This is a genomic window from Pseudomonas syringae group sp. J254-4 (assembly GCF_032586855.1).
In the GTDB taxonomy this organism is placed as follows: Bacteria; Pseudomonadota; Gammaproteobacteria; order Pseudomonadales; family Pseudomonadaceae; genus Aquipseudomonas; species Aquipseudomonas amygdali.
This window is the reverse complement of sequence record NZ_JAWHOO010000001.1, coordinates 133,491-149,767: the sequence shown is the minus strand read 5'-3', so window position 1 is coordinate 149,767 and position 16,277 is coordinate 133,491. Positions and strand designations below refer to the sequence as shown.

General features: G+C 58.0%; 14 protein-coding genes and 1 pseudogene. 8 read left to right on the top strand and 7 right to left on the bottom strand.

Translation table 11 applies throughout. The features are described 5' to 3' along the window. Positions 1 to 5: 5 nt before the first annotated feature. The 3 genes from RYB09_RS00655 to RYB09_RS00645 form a co-directional block, all read right to left on the bottom strand. Complete coding sequence (locus RYB09_RS00655) at positions 6 to 734, bottom strand: DUF4198 domain-containing protein (protein ID WP_122281705.1); 729 nt, start codon at positions 732 to 734, stop codon at positions 6 to 8. 38 nt (positions 735 to 772) lie between these two features. Then, complete coding sequence (locus RYB09_RS00650) at positions 773 to 2,884, bottom strand: TonB-dependent siderophore receptor (RefSeq protein WP_316887122.1); 2,112 nt, start codon at positions 2,882 to 2,884, stop codon at positions 773 to 775. A gap of 225 nt (positions 2,885 to 3,109) precedes the next feature. Next, positions 3,110 to 4,411 (bottom strand): Nramp family divalent metal transporter, encoded by a 1,302-nt coding sequence (locus tag RYB09_RS00645; protein WP_058400245.1) that lies wholly within the window; start codon positions 4,409 to 4,411, stop codon positions 3,110 to 3,112. Between the two features lie 162 nt (positions 4,412 to 4,573). Here RYB09_RS00645 and RYB09_RS00640 point away from each other — a divergent pair, with 162 nt between their 5' ends. Then, complete coding sequence (locus RYB09_RS00640) at positions 4,574 to 5,314, top strand: carbon-nitrogen hydrolase family protein (RefSeq protein ID WP_316887121.1); 741 nt, start codon at positions 4,574 to 4,576, stop codon at positions 5,312 to 5,314. Between the two features lie 6 nt (positions 5,315 to 5,320). Here the strand turns inward: RYB09_RS00640 and RYB09_RS00635 are convergent, their stop codons facing one another. The 3 genes from RYB09_RS00635 to RYB09_RS00625 form a co-directional block, all read right to left on the bottom strand. Next, positions 5,321 to 6,574, bottom strand: coding sequence for an MFS transporter (locus RYB09_RS00635; RefSeq protein ID WP_316887120.1), 1,254 nt, complete (start codon positions 6,572 to 6,574; stop codon positions 5,321 to 5,323). A gap of 106 nt (positions 6,575 to 6,680) precedes the next feature. Further along, positions 6,681 to 6,863 (bottom strand): DUF1289 domain-containing protein, encoded by a 183-nt coding sequence (locus RYB09_RS00630; RefSeq protein WP_004665593.1) that lies wholly within the window; start codon positions 6,861 to 6,863, stop codon positions 6,681 to 6,683. A gap of 1 nt (position 6,864) precedes the next feature. Next, the gene (locus RYB09_RS00625) at positions 6,865 to 7,236 is read right to left on the bottom strand and encodes a hypothetical protein (RefSeq protein WP_316887119.1); all 372 of its coding nucleotides are present in this window, start codon (positions 7,234 to 7,236) and stop codon (positions 6,865 to 6,867) included. Between the two features lie 434 nt (positions 7,237 to 7,670). Between RYB09_RS00625 and RYB09_RS00620 the strand changes: the two genes are divergently transcribed. The 6 genes and pseudogenes from RYB09_RS00620 (at position 7,671) to RYB09_RS00600 (ending at position 13,250) form a co-directional block, all read left to right on the top strand. Beyond that, positions 7,671 to 7,970: a hypothetical protein gene (locus RYB09_RS00620; protein ID WP_316887118.1), complete on the top strand. Its 300-nt coding sequence runs from the start codon at positions 7,671 to 7,673 to the stop codon at positions 7,968 to 7,970. A gap of 118 nt (positions 7,971 to 8,088) precedes the next feature. Then, a complete protein-coding gene (locus RYB09_RS00615) occupies positions 8,089 to 9,180 on the top strand; it encodes an SMP-30/gluconolactonase/LRE family protein (protein WP_316887117.1) in 1,092 nt (363 codons plus the stop codon). Between the two features lie 110 nt (positions 9,181 to 9,290). Continuing rightward, the gene (locus RYB09_RS00610; RefSeq protein ID WP_316887116.1) at positions 9,291 to 10,127 is read left to right on the top strand and encodes a DUF1206 domain-containing protein; all 837 of its coding nucleotides are present in this window, start codon (positions 9,291 to 9,293) and stop codon (positions 10,125 to 10,127) included. A gap of 199 nt (positions 10,128 to 10,326) precedes the next feature. Further along, positions 10,327 to 11,457, top strand: a pseudogene (locus RYB09_RS27105) (HAMP domain-containing protein); the annotation flags it as partial. Between the two features lie 141 nt (positions 11,458 to 11,598). Next, complete coding sequence (locus tag RYB09_RS27100) at positions 11,599 to 12,312, top strand: methyl-accepting chemotaxis protein (protein WP_369812062.1); 714 nt, start codon at positions 11,599 to 11,601, stop codon at positions 12,310 to 12,312. Positions 12,313 to 12,329: 17 nt separating this feature from the next. Continuing rightward, positions 12,330 to 13,250: a substrate-binding domain-containing protein gene (locus tag RYB09_RS00600; protein ID WP_058400255.1), complete on the top strand. Its 921-nt coding sequence runs from the start codon at positions 12,330 to 12,332 to the stop codon at positions 13,248 to 13,250. A 144-nt stretch (positions 13,251 to 13,394) separates the two neighbouring features. Here the strand turns inward: RYB09_RS00600 and RYB09_RS00595 are convergent, their stop codons facing one another. Beyond that, positions 13,395 to 14,339 carry a DNA/RNA non-specific endonuclease gene (locus RYB09_RS00595; RefSeq protein ID WP_058400256.1) on the bottom strand — a complete coding sequence of 315 codons (945 nt, stop codon included), beginning with the start codon at positions 14,337 to 14,339 and terminating at the stop codon, positions 13,395 to 13,397. Positions 14,340 to 14,549: 210 nt separating this feature from the next. Between RYB09_RS00595 and RYB09_RS00590 the strand changes: the two genes are divergently transcribed. Then, positions 14,550 to 16,163, top strand: a complete 1,614-nt coding sequence (locus RYB09_RS00590) for a methyl-accepting chemotaxis protein (RefSeq protein ID WP_058400257.1) — start codon at positions 14,550 to 14,552, stop codon at positions 16,161 to 16,163. Positions 16,164 to 16,277 lie beyond the last annotated feature (114 nt).

Below are 16,277 nucleotides of genomic sequence, written 5' to 3'. Positions count from 1 at the left end.
CGTCATCAGTCGTGATGCGCCTCACCGACAAACGTCAGCGAGGTAAACAAGCCGCGTTCGGCGATGTCGGCGTTGTCCTTGACGGGTAGCGTGACCTCGGCAGCGATGATATTCAGCCCTTCGTTGCGCACGATGACGCTGGCCAGGCCCTGGGCGTCGGTTTCGGCGCTGACGACATCCGGTGCGCTGCGGTAATCGCCGATCAGCTTGATACCGGCGGCGGGTTTGCCGTCGATCAGTACGCGTACCGGTAAGGGTTTGCCAACCCCGACTTTCAATGGATCAGCCTGTGGCACGATCACAAAATTCAGTTTGCTGAACGAGGGTAGGTGCGCGTCTTCTGCGTAGATTGCCACGCTATACTTGAAGGTATGAATCGAGTCGGTGCCATTGGGCACTTTGCTACGGCCTTCGTTGATCCACTTTTTCTCGGCGTTGCGTGTCCACATGCCGTTATCCAGCGCCACCGTCATCACGGCGGGCGGCTTGAGCGGCACCAGTCGCGCGTGATCCTCAAGGCGTTGTACCGTCACCGGGATCATTTTGCCCTGCTGGTCATACGCCCATGCGCCGCTGACTTTTTGCGCTTTGAACGCGTTGTCTTCCGCGCCATGACCGTAGACCACCTCGATATTGCCGCGCCGCTGTTCGGTCCACAGGCCGTGTGCGTTCACTTGACTGGCGAACAATGCGCCGAGCAGGCCCAGGGCCACGAAAGGTTTTGTTGACAGCATGGTGCATCCTTATTGTTGTGAAGCGAGGGTTACAGGAGTCAGAGGCCGAGTGTCAGGCTGACCGTAAAGTTACGCGGTTCGCCGGGCGCGACCCAGTAATTGCTGTAGGAGCGCTCGTAGTATTTTTCATCGAAAATGTTGTTGAGGTTCAAGCCCACTGTCACGTTCTCGCTGGCTTTATAGTGAGCCAGCAGGTCGACGGTCTGGTAGGCCGGCAGCTCGAAGTCGGTGCCGGACTGGCCGGAGCGATCGCCGACGTAGGTATATGCCGCGCCCACGTCCGAACCGCGCAATACGCCTTCCTGAAATTCATAGACGCTCAACAGGCTGCCACTGTGTTTGGCGACCCCGAGGATGCGACTGCCTGCCGGGATGGTCCGGTCGCCCTTGGTGACTTCGGCATCAATGTAGGCGAATGCTCCGATGATCCGCACCGCGTCAGTGATTTGTCCGGTGAATTGCAGGTCGAAACCCTGGCTGCGGGCCTTGCCCACGGCGCGATTGGTGTCGGTGCCCGGGTCCAGGGCCAGAACGTTTTCCTTTTCTATGTGGAAGGCGGCGAGGGTGGTGCTCAGGCGGTTGTCGAACAGTTCGCTCTTGATCCCGGCCTCATAACCGATGCCTTCTTCCGGGTCGAAGGTTTTGCCGGCGGCGTCCAGACCATTGTTCGGCTTGAACGAGGTGGATGCGTTGGCGAACAGGCCAACCTGCGGTGTGAGCTGATAAAGCAGCCCGGCGCGCTGGGTGAACGCGTCGTGACGCTGCCCGGAGGTGGCATTGGTGGTGAAGTCATTGATCTGTTGATCGAAGTGTTCGTAGCGCGCGCCGATCATCCCGCGCAGCTTGTCGGTAAAGACAATCTGGTCCTGCAGGTTCAGCGCACGGCTTTCAATGTGCTCGTAGAAATCAGTGCCGGAACGCGCGCCATTGGGTTTCGGCTGGCCATACACCGGCTTGTAGATGTCGATGGCGTATGGGCTGCCTGCAATGGTAGTCACACGCTCGTTCTTGCGGTAATTCTCGTATTCGGTGCCGATCAGCACTTCGTGCTCCAGACCGATCGCGTCGAAATGACCGCGCAATTCCAGCTGGGTGATGCTGTCGTGCCAGTTGTTGTCGCGTTCGCGGTAACGACGGTTGACGGTGCGGCCGTCGGCATTCAATGGGCGCGCCTCGCTGGCAAACCCTGACATTTCGCCTTGCTTGTAGTGGCTGGCCAGGCGCAGCGACCACACATCACTGAGTTGATGGTCGAGGGCAAACTGAACCATGTTGTTGTCATTGTCGATGTCGTCATCCGGTTCACCGAGGAAGGTCGAACGGGACACGCCACTCCATTTATTGTTGGGTGCGACCACGCCCCGGTCAAAAGTCGATGTCTGCCGCACGAACTCGGTTTCCACCAACAGACTGGTGTCGGGGTTCAACTGCCAACTGAATGAGGGGGCGACGAAGACCCGCTTGCTTTCGACATGGTCACGAAAGCTGTTGTTGTCTTCGACGGCCAGATTGACACGCGACAGCAGCCTGCCTTCCTCATCCAGCGGTGTGTTGACATCCAGTGCGGTGCGATAGCGATCCCAGCTACCCGCGCTGGTCTGCAGGGTGGTGAAGGCTTCGCGCTGGGGTTTTTTAGTGACAATGTTTACCGTCCCGCCTGGGTCGCCACGGCCATACAGACTGGCAGCGGGACCCTTGAGCACTTCGATACGCTCGATGTTGGCGGCATCCGGTGTGGCAGGGTAGCCGCGGTTGGCGCTGAAGCCGTCCTTGTAGAATTCGGAGGTAGTGAAGCCGCGGATGCTGTATTCGTAGAGCGTCAGGCCACCGAAGTTGTTTTGTTTCGACACGCCCCCGGCAAACTCAAGCGCGCGCTCGACACTGTTACTGCCCAGGTCCTTGAGCACCGAAGCGGGCACTACGCTGATCGACTGCGGGATTTCCTGAATGGCGGTATCGGTTTTGGTGGCGGTGGCCGAACGCGTAGCGCGATAGCCCTGAACCGGGCTGGTGGCCGTCTCGTACTGATAGTCGGAGGTTACGTTAACGCTCTCCAGCTCAATGGTTTGCGGATGTTCCTCCGCATAGCCGGTATTGCCAAAAACCCCGATTGCCAAGCCTGCCAGAGACGCGATTCTACGAGACGACATGTGAGACTTCCTGATGATAATAGATACAATATAACATCTCCTTTGAGAATTATTTCTGTTTGTTTTTGGCAGGATGCGACAGTTGTATCCATCAGCAGGAGCCTGACGCGTGAGGGCAGGGTTTGAGGCAGGGGGAAGATTCAATCACTGAAACCGAGTCCATTTCCATGGACGGAAATGGACTCGCGGACGGTTTATTCAGCGCACATGCAGCGTTCTATCTGCTCAGGCAAGCAACTCTGTCCCCAGCTGAAACGCCACCCACAAGGCCAGTCCGGTCGCAAAGGTCAGCGCAATGTTCTCGAACCAGTTGTTGCGGTATTCCTTGCTCAACAGCGACTTCTGATTGGACATGATCAGCAGCCCCAGCGAGATGACCGGCAGCCCCACGATATTCAGTGCGTTGACGCCCAGCGTCAGGGTCACGAAGTCCGGCATGCCGGGCAGCGACCAGATCAGCGGGGTGACCAGGATGAACAGCATGAACCATTTGTGCATCGGGTCGTTGTGGAACACCTTGCCGTAGCGTTCGCGGCGCTTCGGGCGAATGTGCTGGAAGGCATCGGTGATCAGCATCGGGAAGGCGGTGGTCTTGCCGGAAATACTGGCAAACAGCGTGGCGAACACGCCGATGAAGAAGATGTACCAGCCCAGCGGGCCGAAGAATATCTCCAGCGCCTTGCCCAGATCAGCCAGCGTATTCACCTGAATACCGTTGGGCCGGAGAATTTCGACGCCTACAACCCAGATGGCCAGGTTGATGATAATGCCGACGATCACGGCGAACAGCAGGTCGTTGCGCTGGATGCGTTTGTGCTCGGGGCCGGTCCAGCCTTTTTCACGCATCACGTAAGGGTGGACGAAGTTGGCGATGGAGCCGGCTACGGCACCGATCACAGAGACAGCCACCAGCAGCGCCCCGTGCACGCCTTCATCGGGCGGAATGCTGAAACCGATAGTGCCCTTGATGATACCGCTGACATCCGGACCGGACATGATTGCCAGGGTAAGAAACGCCAGGGTCATGATTGCCAGCAACACCTTCATGACGCCTTCGATCATCGTGTAGATATTGCGTCCCACCAGCAGCCATACGGCGATTACCACCGCAACCGAGCAGAGCAACGGCTGATTGATATGTAGCAACATGGCAAGCGCTTCACCGGCACCCTTGATCATGTAGGCGTTGATCAGATGGCCCATCAACAACGCGTAGCCCAGCATGAACCAGGCAAACAGCGGATGCAGTTGCGCATAGCCCTGCAGAATGGTCATGCCCTGGTTATTGCAGAGCTGGAAGCGGGCAATGATGTTGACGATCAGGAACCTGAGCAACAGCGAAATCGCCAGCACCCACATCATGGCGTAGCCATAACTGGCACCTGCCACCGACGATGTGATCAGATCACCCGCGCCCAGCCAGGACAGCACCGCGATAATGCCGGGGCCCAGCAGTTTGGCGAGTTTTTTGAGGCGAGGTTCGCTGGCGGGTATAGCTGTTTCTTTGAGAGACGGGGTATGAGGCATGCGTTGAATCTCCGTTTTTATTGTAATGAGATGTCATTCACTGCCAGACAAGATAAGACGTCGTACAACGCTGGTGGTGGTTGAAAATGTAACCAGGTGTGAACCGGGCAGCGCATGTTAGATAATGTTCCCCTTGTCACCACTGTGTTCTCAGGAGAGTCCATGAAGTTTCCGATACTCGCTGTTGCTCAGTTCTGCTCTGCAAGGGGAGATATCGAACAGAACCTCGCCGGACACCTCGCTTTCATGCAACGCGCGGCTGACCTTGGGGCCAGTTACCTGCTGTTTCCCGAGCTCTCATTGACAGGCTATGAACCCGATCTGGCCCGAGAGCTGGCGGTGCATGCGGACGACCCCCGTCTTGAGCCGATTAAGGCGTTGGCCATGAAGCTGCGCCTGGTGACCACCATTGGCGTACCGCTCAGAGGAGCAAATGACAGCATCCTGATCGGCGCGCTGACCTTCACCGCCCACGGCGACGTCATTGCCTATGCCAAACAATACCTGCATCCCGGTGAGGACAAAGCGTTCAGTGCTGGAGACAAGGACTGCTATCTGTCCATTGATCAGCAACGGATTGGCCTGTGCGTGTGTGCTGATTTCACTCAGCCTGCGCATGTGCACCGTATGGCCGAAGGCGGCGCCTGGGTGTATGCAGCGAGCGTGCTGATTTCGCCAGGTGGCTATGCACAGGATGCAGAGCTGCTCGCGGGGCATGCCCGATGTCATAACCTACCAGTGCTGGTGGCTAATCACGGTGGACCGACTGGCGGCTGGGAGTCGGCAGGCCGCAGCGGTCTATGGGACGGGGCAGGGCGCTGGATAGGCGGGATGCAGGGCGCAGGAAGCGGGCTGGTTATTGTGACCTGCCAGCGCGAAGGCTGGCAGGTTCGGGTGGCGTAAACAGATTTACGTGCTCACCGCGTGGTCAGGTTTGAGTTCAGGTTCATTATTCGAACGTGAAAGTGTCTCCGGTACGGCCACCAGCAACAGACAAAACGCCGCCGCCGCCACACCCGCGAGGGTCAGGAACGCAGCGCTGTAGCCCGCTGCATGTACCACGAAACCGGCCAGGCCGTTGCTCAGCGCCGCGCCCAGTCCAAACAGAGTGGACAGCGCCCCGAGGCTTACATTGAAACGTCCGCTGCCTTGAGTGAGGTCCTTGACCATCAATGGAAACAGCGCGCCGAACATGCCGGCGCCGATGCCGTCGAGCATCTGCACCGCCACCAGCCAGTAGGGGTCGTCTGACAGGGTGTAAAGCACACCACGAATCGGCAGAATCAGAAAGCCTGCCAGCAGCAGCGGCTTGCGTCCCCAGTCATCCGCTTTCATCCCCACCAGCAGCGCAGCTGGCACCATGACCAGTTGGGCTGCGACGATGCATGCCGAGGTCAGCGGCGTCGCCATCTGCATATTGATTTGCGAAAGCTTCTGACTGACCAGTGGCAACATGGCCGCGTTGGCCAGATGGAACAGTGCGCAACAGATGCCGAACAGCAGCAGCGGCTTGTTGCTCAGCAACGTAGCAAGTCCGGAAGGCTGAGCACCGTGAGAGTCGTGGTCCGCATCGAAACCCCGGGCGACGTCGTGGTCAATGGCATCCGCAGAAACGAAGCTGATCGCGATAACACTCGCCAGAGCCATCGCTGCCATCAGATAGAACACCGCAATAGGCCCGAAGAGGTAGGCGAAGCCGCCCGCTAACAGGGCTGCGCAGGCATTACCCGCATGGTTGAATGTTTCATTGCGCCCGGTGCGGCGGGTAAAGGCCTTCGGCCCGGTTATGCCCAGAGAGATTGCGGCGATGGCCGGTGCGAACACCGAGGACGCGATGCTACTCAGCGCCTGGGTCAGGGCGACGACCGAGAAGGACGAAGTGAAAGGCAGAATCAGGCAACTCAGGGTCACCAGCAGTGCCGCTACGCCAATCATGGCGCGCTTGTAAGGCGTACGGTCGATAAGCGCGCCAGCAGGGGTTTGGGTCAGCAGCCCGGCAATACCTGCGATGGTCATCACCACGCCTATGCTGGCCGGGTCCCATTTATGCACGGCCAGTAGATAGATCGCCAGGTAAGGCCCCAAGCCGTCACGCACATCGGCGAGGAAGAAATTCAGGCTATCCAGTGAAAGGGTGTTGCGGCGATCTGCATGACTGGCCAAGAGCGGAATTCCCGTAATTCGTCAGACTCCAGGTAGCCGAGTCACGGGTAATACTGACCGGGGCCGTTTTAAAGAAGTTTCCGCACCGAAGATGAAATTTTCGGTTTCACACGTTCTTTTTCTGCAGGCTTTTCATGCGCTGTGTGGCACGTTGCACGGCGGCCATCTTTTCCGGACGTTTCATACGTTTCCACTTGCGGATATCGTCCTTGGTACGCCCGCAGCTCACGCACAGATCGCCGCTGAGCTGGCACACGGAAATGCACGGGTTTTCGATGTCCTTGGCCATATCAACTCCGCCTGGCGTATTTGCGCTTGATACGCTGCTGCCAGTCGCCACCGTTCTCGCGCAGGCACTGCTCTTCGCAGTCGACATGCACATGAGCCGGTACATTTGCCAGGCCGACCTGTGCATCGTCAAGTGCCTCAACCGTGAGACCGATCATCCGCTCCACCAGCCCGCGCGCCAGCGCAGCGTTCTTGTCGGCCAGCGTGTCGAACACCCATACCACTTGCAAGCTGGCAGGGAAGGCTGCGTAATCAACTTCGTGCGTCAGCCAGCAAAAGCCGGGCATTTCGGTTTTGGCTGTTTCGCAGGTGTGTGTCAGTGCGCTCACCAGACGCCGATCTGTCTGGGCCTGTTCGCGTTTGCTGGATGGCATTGGAGGCCTTGGAGTGTAGAGGGAAAGATAAGCACGATACCTGATGCAGGTAGTGCTCGCAGTACTGATCAAGCACATAAGATGGGAAACGGTACCCGGCGTCGATGTCCGCCACGTAACGCGCCACAAAACAGGCAAATGAATGTTTATCGTTAAACACTATTTTGCGATGAGTCCCTCATGATTTTCGGACCAGGATGAGGGCGCTGGCGAACGCTGCTCATGTAGCCTGATATTCGGTAAGGAATGCAGTTTTAGCTGGGGCTAAAAAGAGCGTTTCAGGCTTGAAAAGTCAGGCCGTTGAGCCGTTTTTAATGTATGGACAAGGATCGTTACATGGCATTTGATACCTCTATGCACATCGAAGGTATTCCGGGCGAATCATTCGATGGAGTTTTAAAAAACTGGATTGAGCTTTCCGACGTTGATGTGAAATGAAAATAGTTCTTCGCAGTGTGCTGATTCTGGTGCTTTCTATACTGCTCACCAAATGGCTAGTCGCGTTGGGTCTGCTGGGCTGGCTACTTCAAACCGAAACAGGCCTCGATCTGTATATTTCTGCTGCAAATGCGCTGGGCATAATCGGTGGCGAGGATGGAGAGTTCATGCTTCTTGCCTTGATGGTATTTGTAGTGCTGGTGCCATCGACTTTTCTTGTAGGCGCTGCAGCTAAAGTGCTTCATACGTTCAGAGCAGAACGGCAGTCAACAGCAAATAAGCAAGCTGGCAGATAACCCTTAATATTATCTGATCGCACACGGCCATCATTCTAGCCATCCAGCGGTATCTTGTAGGATGGCGTGTGGCCGCAAGGCTTGCGCATTCCCAAAAATAAGATAATGGATGCTCATCATGGAATTTTCTCCGTCAGGCAGTAAAGCCGATCAGAGCCGCAGAGGCTTCCTGAAACAATCGCTGGCTGTTTCGGCAACGGTTGCCGCCATTGGCGCATTGCCGCGTCTTTCCAGCGCTCAGCCGTTGACCCAGCGCTACCCCGACCCATTGGTCAGTGTTCTGGATGACAGCTTTACCCAAATACGAATATTCAATGCCAGCGTCGAGAAGCTGGCCAGCGGCATGCGCTGGGCCGAAGGGCCGGTGTGGATTGGAGACGGTCGCTACTTGCTGGTCAGCGATATCGCCAACAATCGGATCATGCGCTGGGACGAGGTAACGGGTCAGCTGTCGGTGTACCGCGAGCATTCAAACTTTTCCAATGGCATGTGCCGCGATCGCCAGGGCAGGCTGCTGGTCTGTGAGGGGTCGAGCACCACCACCGAAGGACGGCGGGTGACGCGTACCGAGTACAACGGGCGTATCACCGTGCTGGCCGACAGCTTCGAGGGCAAGCCTTTCAATTCGCCCAACGACATCGCCTGCAAACGCGACGGGTCTATCTGGTTCACCGATCCTACCTTCCAGGCCGAAAGCAACTACGAAGGTCAAAAGGTCAAGCAGGAGCAACCCTTCGGCGTTTATCGCATAGACCCGTCGAACGGCAAGGTTTCCAGGGTTATCGATGATCTGGCAGGCCCGAATGGTTTGTGCTTCTCGCCGGACGAGAAAACCTTGTATGTGGTCGAAGGGCGGGCCAAGCCCAATGGCCTTATCTGGGCTATAGCGGTCAAGGAAGATGGCACGCTGGGCGAACGGCGCAAGCACATCGAAGGTCTGGACTACGCCGCCATCGACGGCATCAAATGCGACGAAAGCGGCAACTTGTGGTGCGGCTGGGGAGGTAACGGTGATCCCAAGGCCGATATGGAGAAACTCGACGGCGTGCGAGTGTTCAACCCTCAAGGCAAGGCCATCGGCCATATCAGCTTGCCGGAGCGCTGCGCCAATGTCTGCTTCGGCGGGCGAGAGGGCAATCGGCTGTTCATGGCCAGCAGCCATTCACTTTACTCGGTGTTCGTGAATACGCGAGGTGCCACGTTTGCCTGAAGGGTCATGAGCCGATTGACGGTGTGCAATGTGCGCACGCCGTCAATCGGGTCGAACCCCTGTGAACATGCCGGGTCTGTTCCTGTAATTACTCTCAGGGATAGTTATTTATGTCGGCGCAACGCGGCCTTGTTCTACTTGCACGAGGCGGTTATGCCGCCCGTGGTGTTGTTTATCTGATTATTGGTCTGTTCGCGGTATTGGCGGCGCAGGGATCTTCGCAGCCTGCCGATAGCCACAGCAGTCTTGAAGCCTTGTTGAGCCAGCCGTTCGGCAGTGTGCTGGTCGGGCTGGTGATTGTTGGCCTGGTGGCGTTCGCTGCATGGCGTGTGCTGCAGGCTACGCGTGACGTGGATCATCATGGCCGCGAACTCAAGGGGCTGGTGATTCGTGGTGGTCTTCTGGTGGGCGGCTTTACTTACGGGGCATTGGCGTTTTTCGCGCTGGGGCTGCTGGTCAGCGGGCTCAAGAGCTCCGGTGGCTCATCGGGTGGTGGCCAGGCCAAGGACCTGTTGGCAACGCTTCTGTCCTGGGATCACTCCAACCTGCTGGTCTACGTCGTGGCACTGGTGCCCCTGGCGCTGGGCATTGTGCATATCATCAAGGGCTACAAGGCTTCCTTCGAGAAGTATTTCGAGGCTGATGAAGACGTCATGAAATATGTGCGTCCGGTGTCGCGCTTCGGGCTGATCGCGCGCGGCGTGGCGTTTATCGAAATTGCGGTGTTACTGGCCGTAAGCGGTTCTAGCTATCAGGCCATGCACCCGCCGGGCATGAAGGATGCGCTCAACGGTTTGCAGGATCTGCCTGCCGGTGGTCTGGTGCTGCTGATCGTGGCGCTGGGTCTGATCGCGTTTTCGGTGTACAGCTTCGCCCAGGCCGCATGGCGCAGGATCAACATGGATGTGCCTGATGCACCGGAGGCGGTAGCGCGTCATTTCCGCTGATCTCCATTCGGGTAGTCAAAGGGCTGCGTGATCTTTCAGGTCAGGCGGCCCTTTTTTCGATAAAGATAATGTGAACCATGCCTCAAGTCGCCTTCTGCCCGGCCGACATTCTCTCTTGAGCTCCGATCATTTTCCGGACTGACGTTCTCTACGCAGGCCCGGATCAGATTCGGCGCAATAAAAATAAAAGAGGATAGCCATGACCATTCTTCAGCGAGTGATCGGTGGGTTTGCCGTGCTGGTTGTGCTGCTGCTCGCCATGGCAGGTATCAGCTACCAAAGCACCCATTCCATAAGCGACCGGATCAGCATCATTACCGGGCAGTCGGCACCCTTGAGCAGGGCGGCGAGCGAGCTTTACGTACATGTGCTGCGCGCCAATCAGGCACTGCTCGGGATTCTGGTCAGCACTGACCCCAAGCAGATTGACGATGGCAAGCAGCCCTTCAACGACAGCATGGCCCGATTCAATCAGTTGCTGGACAGCACGCCTGCCTATATCGGCGACCGCGCTGAACTGCGCGACAACCTGAATCAGCAGCGTCAGTTGAGCGCGGCTTATGCCGAACAGGCGCAGACCCTGATTGCCAGTCATCGACAGCACGTTTTGCAGTCACTCCAGAGCCGGGTATTGCAGGGCTACAGCAGCAGCCAGGGCGCACAGCTGACCGGTTATCTTCGTGATTACATTGCCCGCGAGCGCAGTGCAGGGGCTGCGGATAACGTGGCCGCAGGTGAAAAGCTGCTGCTGGAAGTCGGCAAATCCTACGAAGGGCTGGCGGCTCATGCGGCGACGCCGGATATCCAGACCTTGCAGCGTGTGCTCAACCTGCAGGATGAGGTAATCAGTACTCGGGCGCGCGAACTGACGGCAGTAGATCCACGCGGCGGTCGTATCGCTGGTGTGATGGTCAACCGCCTGCTCAACGACCTCACCGGCAGTGACGGGGTTTATCAGGCCTACAGGCAGGAAGCGGCGCTCGCCGAGCAGGTCGGCAAACAGCGCCAGGCAGCGGAAACCCGTCTTCAGGCAACACTGGACAAGATCGGCGAGTTCGGCAATCAGTCACTGGCGGTGGCCAATGAGGCCAAGGCGGGTGCAGATTCGACCATCGCCACCGGCCTCAGCCTGCTGCTGATCGCTTGTCTGCTGGCGGTAATCGCAGCGGCAGTCATCGGTACCTGGGTCGCCTTCAGCCTTCGGCGTCCATTGGCGGCGTTTCGCGAGGTGCTCAAGACCCTCACCAGTGGCGATATGCGGGTACGTTTCGATGTCAGCCGTCGCGACGAGTTCGGCGAGCTGGGCGGTTACCTCAATGAATTCACCCAGTCGTTGCAACAGACGTTTCGGCAGTTGATCGGCTCTGCCGACACCCTGGCGTTGACTGCGAGTCAGAACGCGCAGATCAGTGAGCAGACCACCCGCGTGGTCGACGAGCAGAAAGACCGTCTCAATTCTGCCGCGTCGGCCATGAATGAAATGGAAAGCACGGTGGAAGAAGTGGCCCGTCGTGCTCAGGACACACGTGGCGCGGTGGACAGCACAAGCGAACTGACCAACAAGGTGCAGAAGCGCGTGGCTGAAACCATCGTCAACATTCGTCAGCAGGCTGAACAGGTCAACAAGGCGTCTGCGGTCACCGACGAGCTGCAGAAATACGGGCAAAACATTGACGGTATTGTCGATGCCATTCGTACCATTGCCGAGCAGACCAACTTGCTGGCGCTCAACGCGGCCATCGAAGCGGCACGCGCGGGCGAACAGGGCAGGGGCTTTGCGGTGGTGGCCGATGAAGTACGTTCGCTGGCCAGCCGCACCCAGACCTCGACCAGCGAGATTCAGGAAATGATCGGCCAGATGCAGAGCAAGATCCACTCGGCTGTGCAGGTGATGAACGAAAGCCAGATCCAGTCCAATCACTGCGTGACGCTGGCTTCCGGTGCCGACCAGTTACTGGTGGAAATGGGCGAGGCGGTGGACACGATTCGCGACATGAACATCCAGATCGCAGCTGCCACCGAGCAGCAAAGCGCTACGGTGCAGGAAACCAGTCGCATGGTCACGCACATCAACGATTCTGCCCAGCAGGCCGCCGACGGTGCCGAACAGTCTGCGAGCAGCAGTCAGGACCTGTCGAAAATGGCCAGGGATCAGCGCGAGCTGCTCCATCATTTCAGCGTTTGATGCCCGGGAGTCAGAACATGAAACAGTGGTTATCGATTTCCCTGAGTGCGAGCCTGCTGGTCGCCGGCCTGACACAGGCTGCCACGCCATTGATCGGTGTGGGCATGGCCAAGTACAACGACAATTTCCAGACCATTCTGCGCCACGGGGTGGAAAAGCAGGTGGCGCTGCTGGATGCCGACATCTTCATGGAGAACGGCCAGGACGACGTGGAGTTGCAGATGCGTCAATTCCGCAATCTGGTCAATTCGAAAGTCGACGCCATCGTTGTCGCGATGGTGAACGGCAAAAGCGCAGCGGAAATGATGCGTCTGGCCAATGAGGCCAAGGTTCCGCTGGTGTTCGTCAACCGCAATCCCGAACCTGCCAAATGGCCGGCGCTGACGGCATTTGTCGGCTCTGACGAGCTGGAGTCCGGCACCTTGCAAATGGAAGAGCTGGCCCGTCGTGCCGGTTACAAGGGCAATGTGGTGATTCTGGTGGGCGACCCGAGTAACAAGTCGTCGGTCATGCGCACCGAGGACGTGGAAAAGGTGGTCGCCAAGTACCCGAACATGAAGGTCGTGCAGAAGAAAATCGGCAACTGGGAGCGCAGCCAGGCCGCGACAATCGTGATTGACTGGGTCAAGCAGGGTGTGGACTTCTCTATCGTCGCGGCCAACAACGACGAAATGGCGATCGGTGCGATCATGGGGCTGGAAAAGGCCGGTAAGAATGCCAGGGATTATCTGGTGGGCGGCATCGACGGCACCCCGGACGGCTTGAAGCTGATGGCCGAGGGCAAGATGGCCGTCAGCGTGTTTCAGGACGCGGTCGGGCAGGCCAACGGCGCAGTGGATGCCGCGATGCGCATGGCGCGTGGCGAAACACTGGCATCTCCGGTCATCTGGGTGCCGTTCAAACTCATCACCCCGGAGAATCGCCAGCAGTTCGAGTGAGGCCGCGGTGTGGGCTGACTGTTGCTCCAGTGATCCGCACGCGGAGCGCTCAGCGTTGGACACATTTTCCAATCAGCCCGGAAGCTGTCACGCCTTCCGGGCACGGGCCCACTCCAGGGTATCTCAGGGCTTGTCTATAAAGCGCTAGACCCGAATATCCTGCGGCCCGCGAATCTGTGCTTCGATGCGTGTGCCGGTCAGGCGCTCTTCGTTGGAGAAACCGTCGTAGCTGGCCAGGTCGCCGAAGCTGATGCCGGTGAGTTTTTCGATCTGCAGGACGCTGCGCTGCCAGGTTCTGAGTGGACCGAATACGATCTCCAGCTTACCCAGCTCGCTGCTCTGGTCGATCATGTAGGCGCTGGCCGAAGGTTTGCCATCGTCGCCAAGAAACGCCACGACCTTCCAGAATGCCGAAGGGATCTTGACGTTGCGGTAGCTGCGGTCGTCATCGCGCAGCACAGGCCCGCTGAAAACGGTTACCCGGGATTTCCAGCGACGCGTGTTCTCAAGGATGTAGTCCTCAAGTTCCAGCCATGTCTTCTGATTGAAGGCGGCCATCTGCGGTGAGCAGTTGGTGAAGTGAAAGGTATCGCTGTTGGCCGTTTCGGCTTCCTTGCCCCAATTAGGGTCCTGACGCCTGACCAGATGACCGCGATCCAGCAGATTGTCGGCGTACAGGCTTTCGCCTATCTGCGCCTCGGCAGGCAGCCTGCCATCAAAGGACCACGAATCCTTGCCACGCTTGACCTCGACACTGCTGGCACCGTCGATATTGACACCGACATACAGGGCCAGACGCCGACTGCGCGACATGGTGATTGAAAAGTGGGTGTAATCGAGGCGATTTCCGGCGTTGTCCAGTGGGTAGACATCCGGTGCCAGCTCCGCGTCGGTCGAAGGCCATGGCACGACGAAGTCACCGAGGAAATTCTCGACGTACCCCTTACGTTTCTGCAATTCGCTCGCCGGTGTGGTACGTGGCGATGCAACAGGCTGCGGTGCAAGCAGTTCGGCCGATGGGAGCAGTGGCTTGAGGTCGGCGAGACGTGGTCGGTAGGCGAGGTCGATAGCGGGCTTTTTGTCAGGCACTTGGTTGGCTCCTGCGGTGGGCGTGAGTTCATTACAGTTCACCATAGCCGCGTTACAGGTCGACGTCAGGCCGGGTAATCGATCGTTCGCGGGCACTCATACGGTAAAAAACTGTAAACGGGTTCAAGTTACGGGTAACAGGCGTCGATAAGCTCTGAATAAGAGCACTCCGCAGTTCATGTTATTTCACTGATCGCAGGGGACATCAGGATGTCGATAAAGCTACGTCTATTGTTGTTGATTGGCACTAGCGTGCTGACGGTTCTGATCATCAGCCTGGTCAACTATGTGGGCAATACCCGCACGGAGACGGCGATGATCGACAGCGAGGTCAGCATGACCGCGCTCAGCAATCATCTGGAAGCCGACATGATGCACGATGCGCTGCGTGCCGATGTGCTGTCGGCGATGCTGGTCGGCCTGGGCAAAAGCAACAGCACGCGTGAAGAGGTGCAGAAGTCCCTTGATGAACATGCTGCACATTTTCGCGCTGTGCTGAACGATAACCTCAAACTTCCCATCACCGAAGCGATCAAGGCGGAGCTGAACAGGATCAAGCCGAGCCTCGATACCTATATTGCCAGTGGCGAGCGTATTGTCGGTCTGGCTCTGGATAATCCGGAGCGAGCGCAACAGGAACTGGGCACGTTCACCAGCGCCTTCACGCAACTGGAAGAGCAGATGTCCAGTCTCAGCGACCTGATCGAGGGGAATTTCAAGGCAAGCGGCGAAGGTGCCCGTCAGGCAATCCGCAGCGCCAACATCGCTCTGGTTGTGGTGCTGGTGGCCAGTATCCTGCTGCTTCTGGTTCAGGGCCGTTGGGTAACCCGCAGCATCATGATTCCTCTTGCCTCTGCCAGCCGCATTGCCGACAGCATTGCTCACGGCAATCTCAGTGAACCTATCAACGAGCCCCGTGGCCGTGATGAGGCCAGCATGCTGATTCGCAGTCTGGCGGTCATGCAGCGCGACCTGCGCGGGATGATCGAAGTGGTGCGCAGCAACGCGCATGGCGTCAGTGGTATGAGCCGCCAGCTCAGCAGTGGCTGCCATGAAGTGGCCGACAGCAGTCGGCAGCAGAGCTCGGCAGCGGGCACCATGTCGGCAGCGACCAGCGAGATGACGGCGAGCATCGAAGAAATCACCCGGCATGCCGGGCACGCACTGGAGATGGCAAATCAGGCTGAGACACTGGCGAAAAATGGTGGCCGGGTGATTCATCAGGTGGTCAGTGACATGGACAGCATTGCCCGCTCGGCGCAGCTGTCAGCGCAGGTGATCCGTACGCTGGACAAGGACTCGGAAGGAATTTTCAATATCATTCAGGTGATCAAGGGCATTGCCGATCAGACTAACCTGCTGGCGCTTAACGCAGCCATTGAAGCTGCACGCGCTGGCGAGCAGGGTCGGGGTTTTGCCGTGGTTGCCGATGAAGTTCGCAATCTGGCGGGGCGCACCAGTACCTCGACTCAGGAAATCACCGCGATGGTCGCTCGTATTCAGCAAAGTACCCGGGAGGCGGTGACCAGCATGGAAGCAGGCGTTGCCCAGGTCGACAAGGGCATGGCCGTCACTGCCGAGGTGCAACGCTCGATCAGCGAGATACTAGAGGCCACGTTGAGCACCACACAGCTGGTCAACGACATCACTCGCACCATTGGTGAACAGAGCCTTGCCAGTAACGAAATCGCTCACCAGGTGGAGATGATTGCCAGTATGTCCGAGGGCAATAGCCGGGTCATCGGGCAGACCGCCAGCACTACCGATGAACTTTCGGCAATGGCCGGACAGCTTTCGCAATCGGTGGATCGTTTCCGTCTTTGATATCAAATAGCCCCAACCTGCAGTACTCTCCGGCGCATTCGACCCTCGGTCGAGTCGCGCAGGGCTCATCACAGGCCTGTATTGGCCGGTTCAGCCCTTGAATCTTCGGTACCG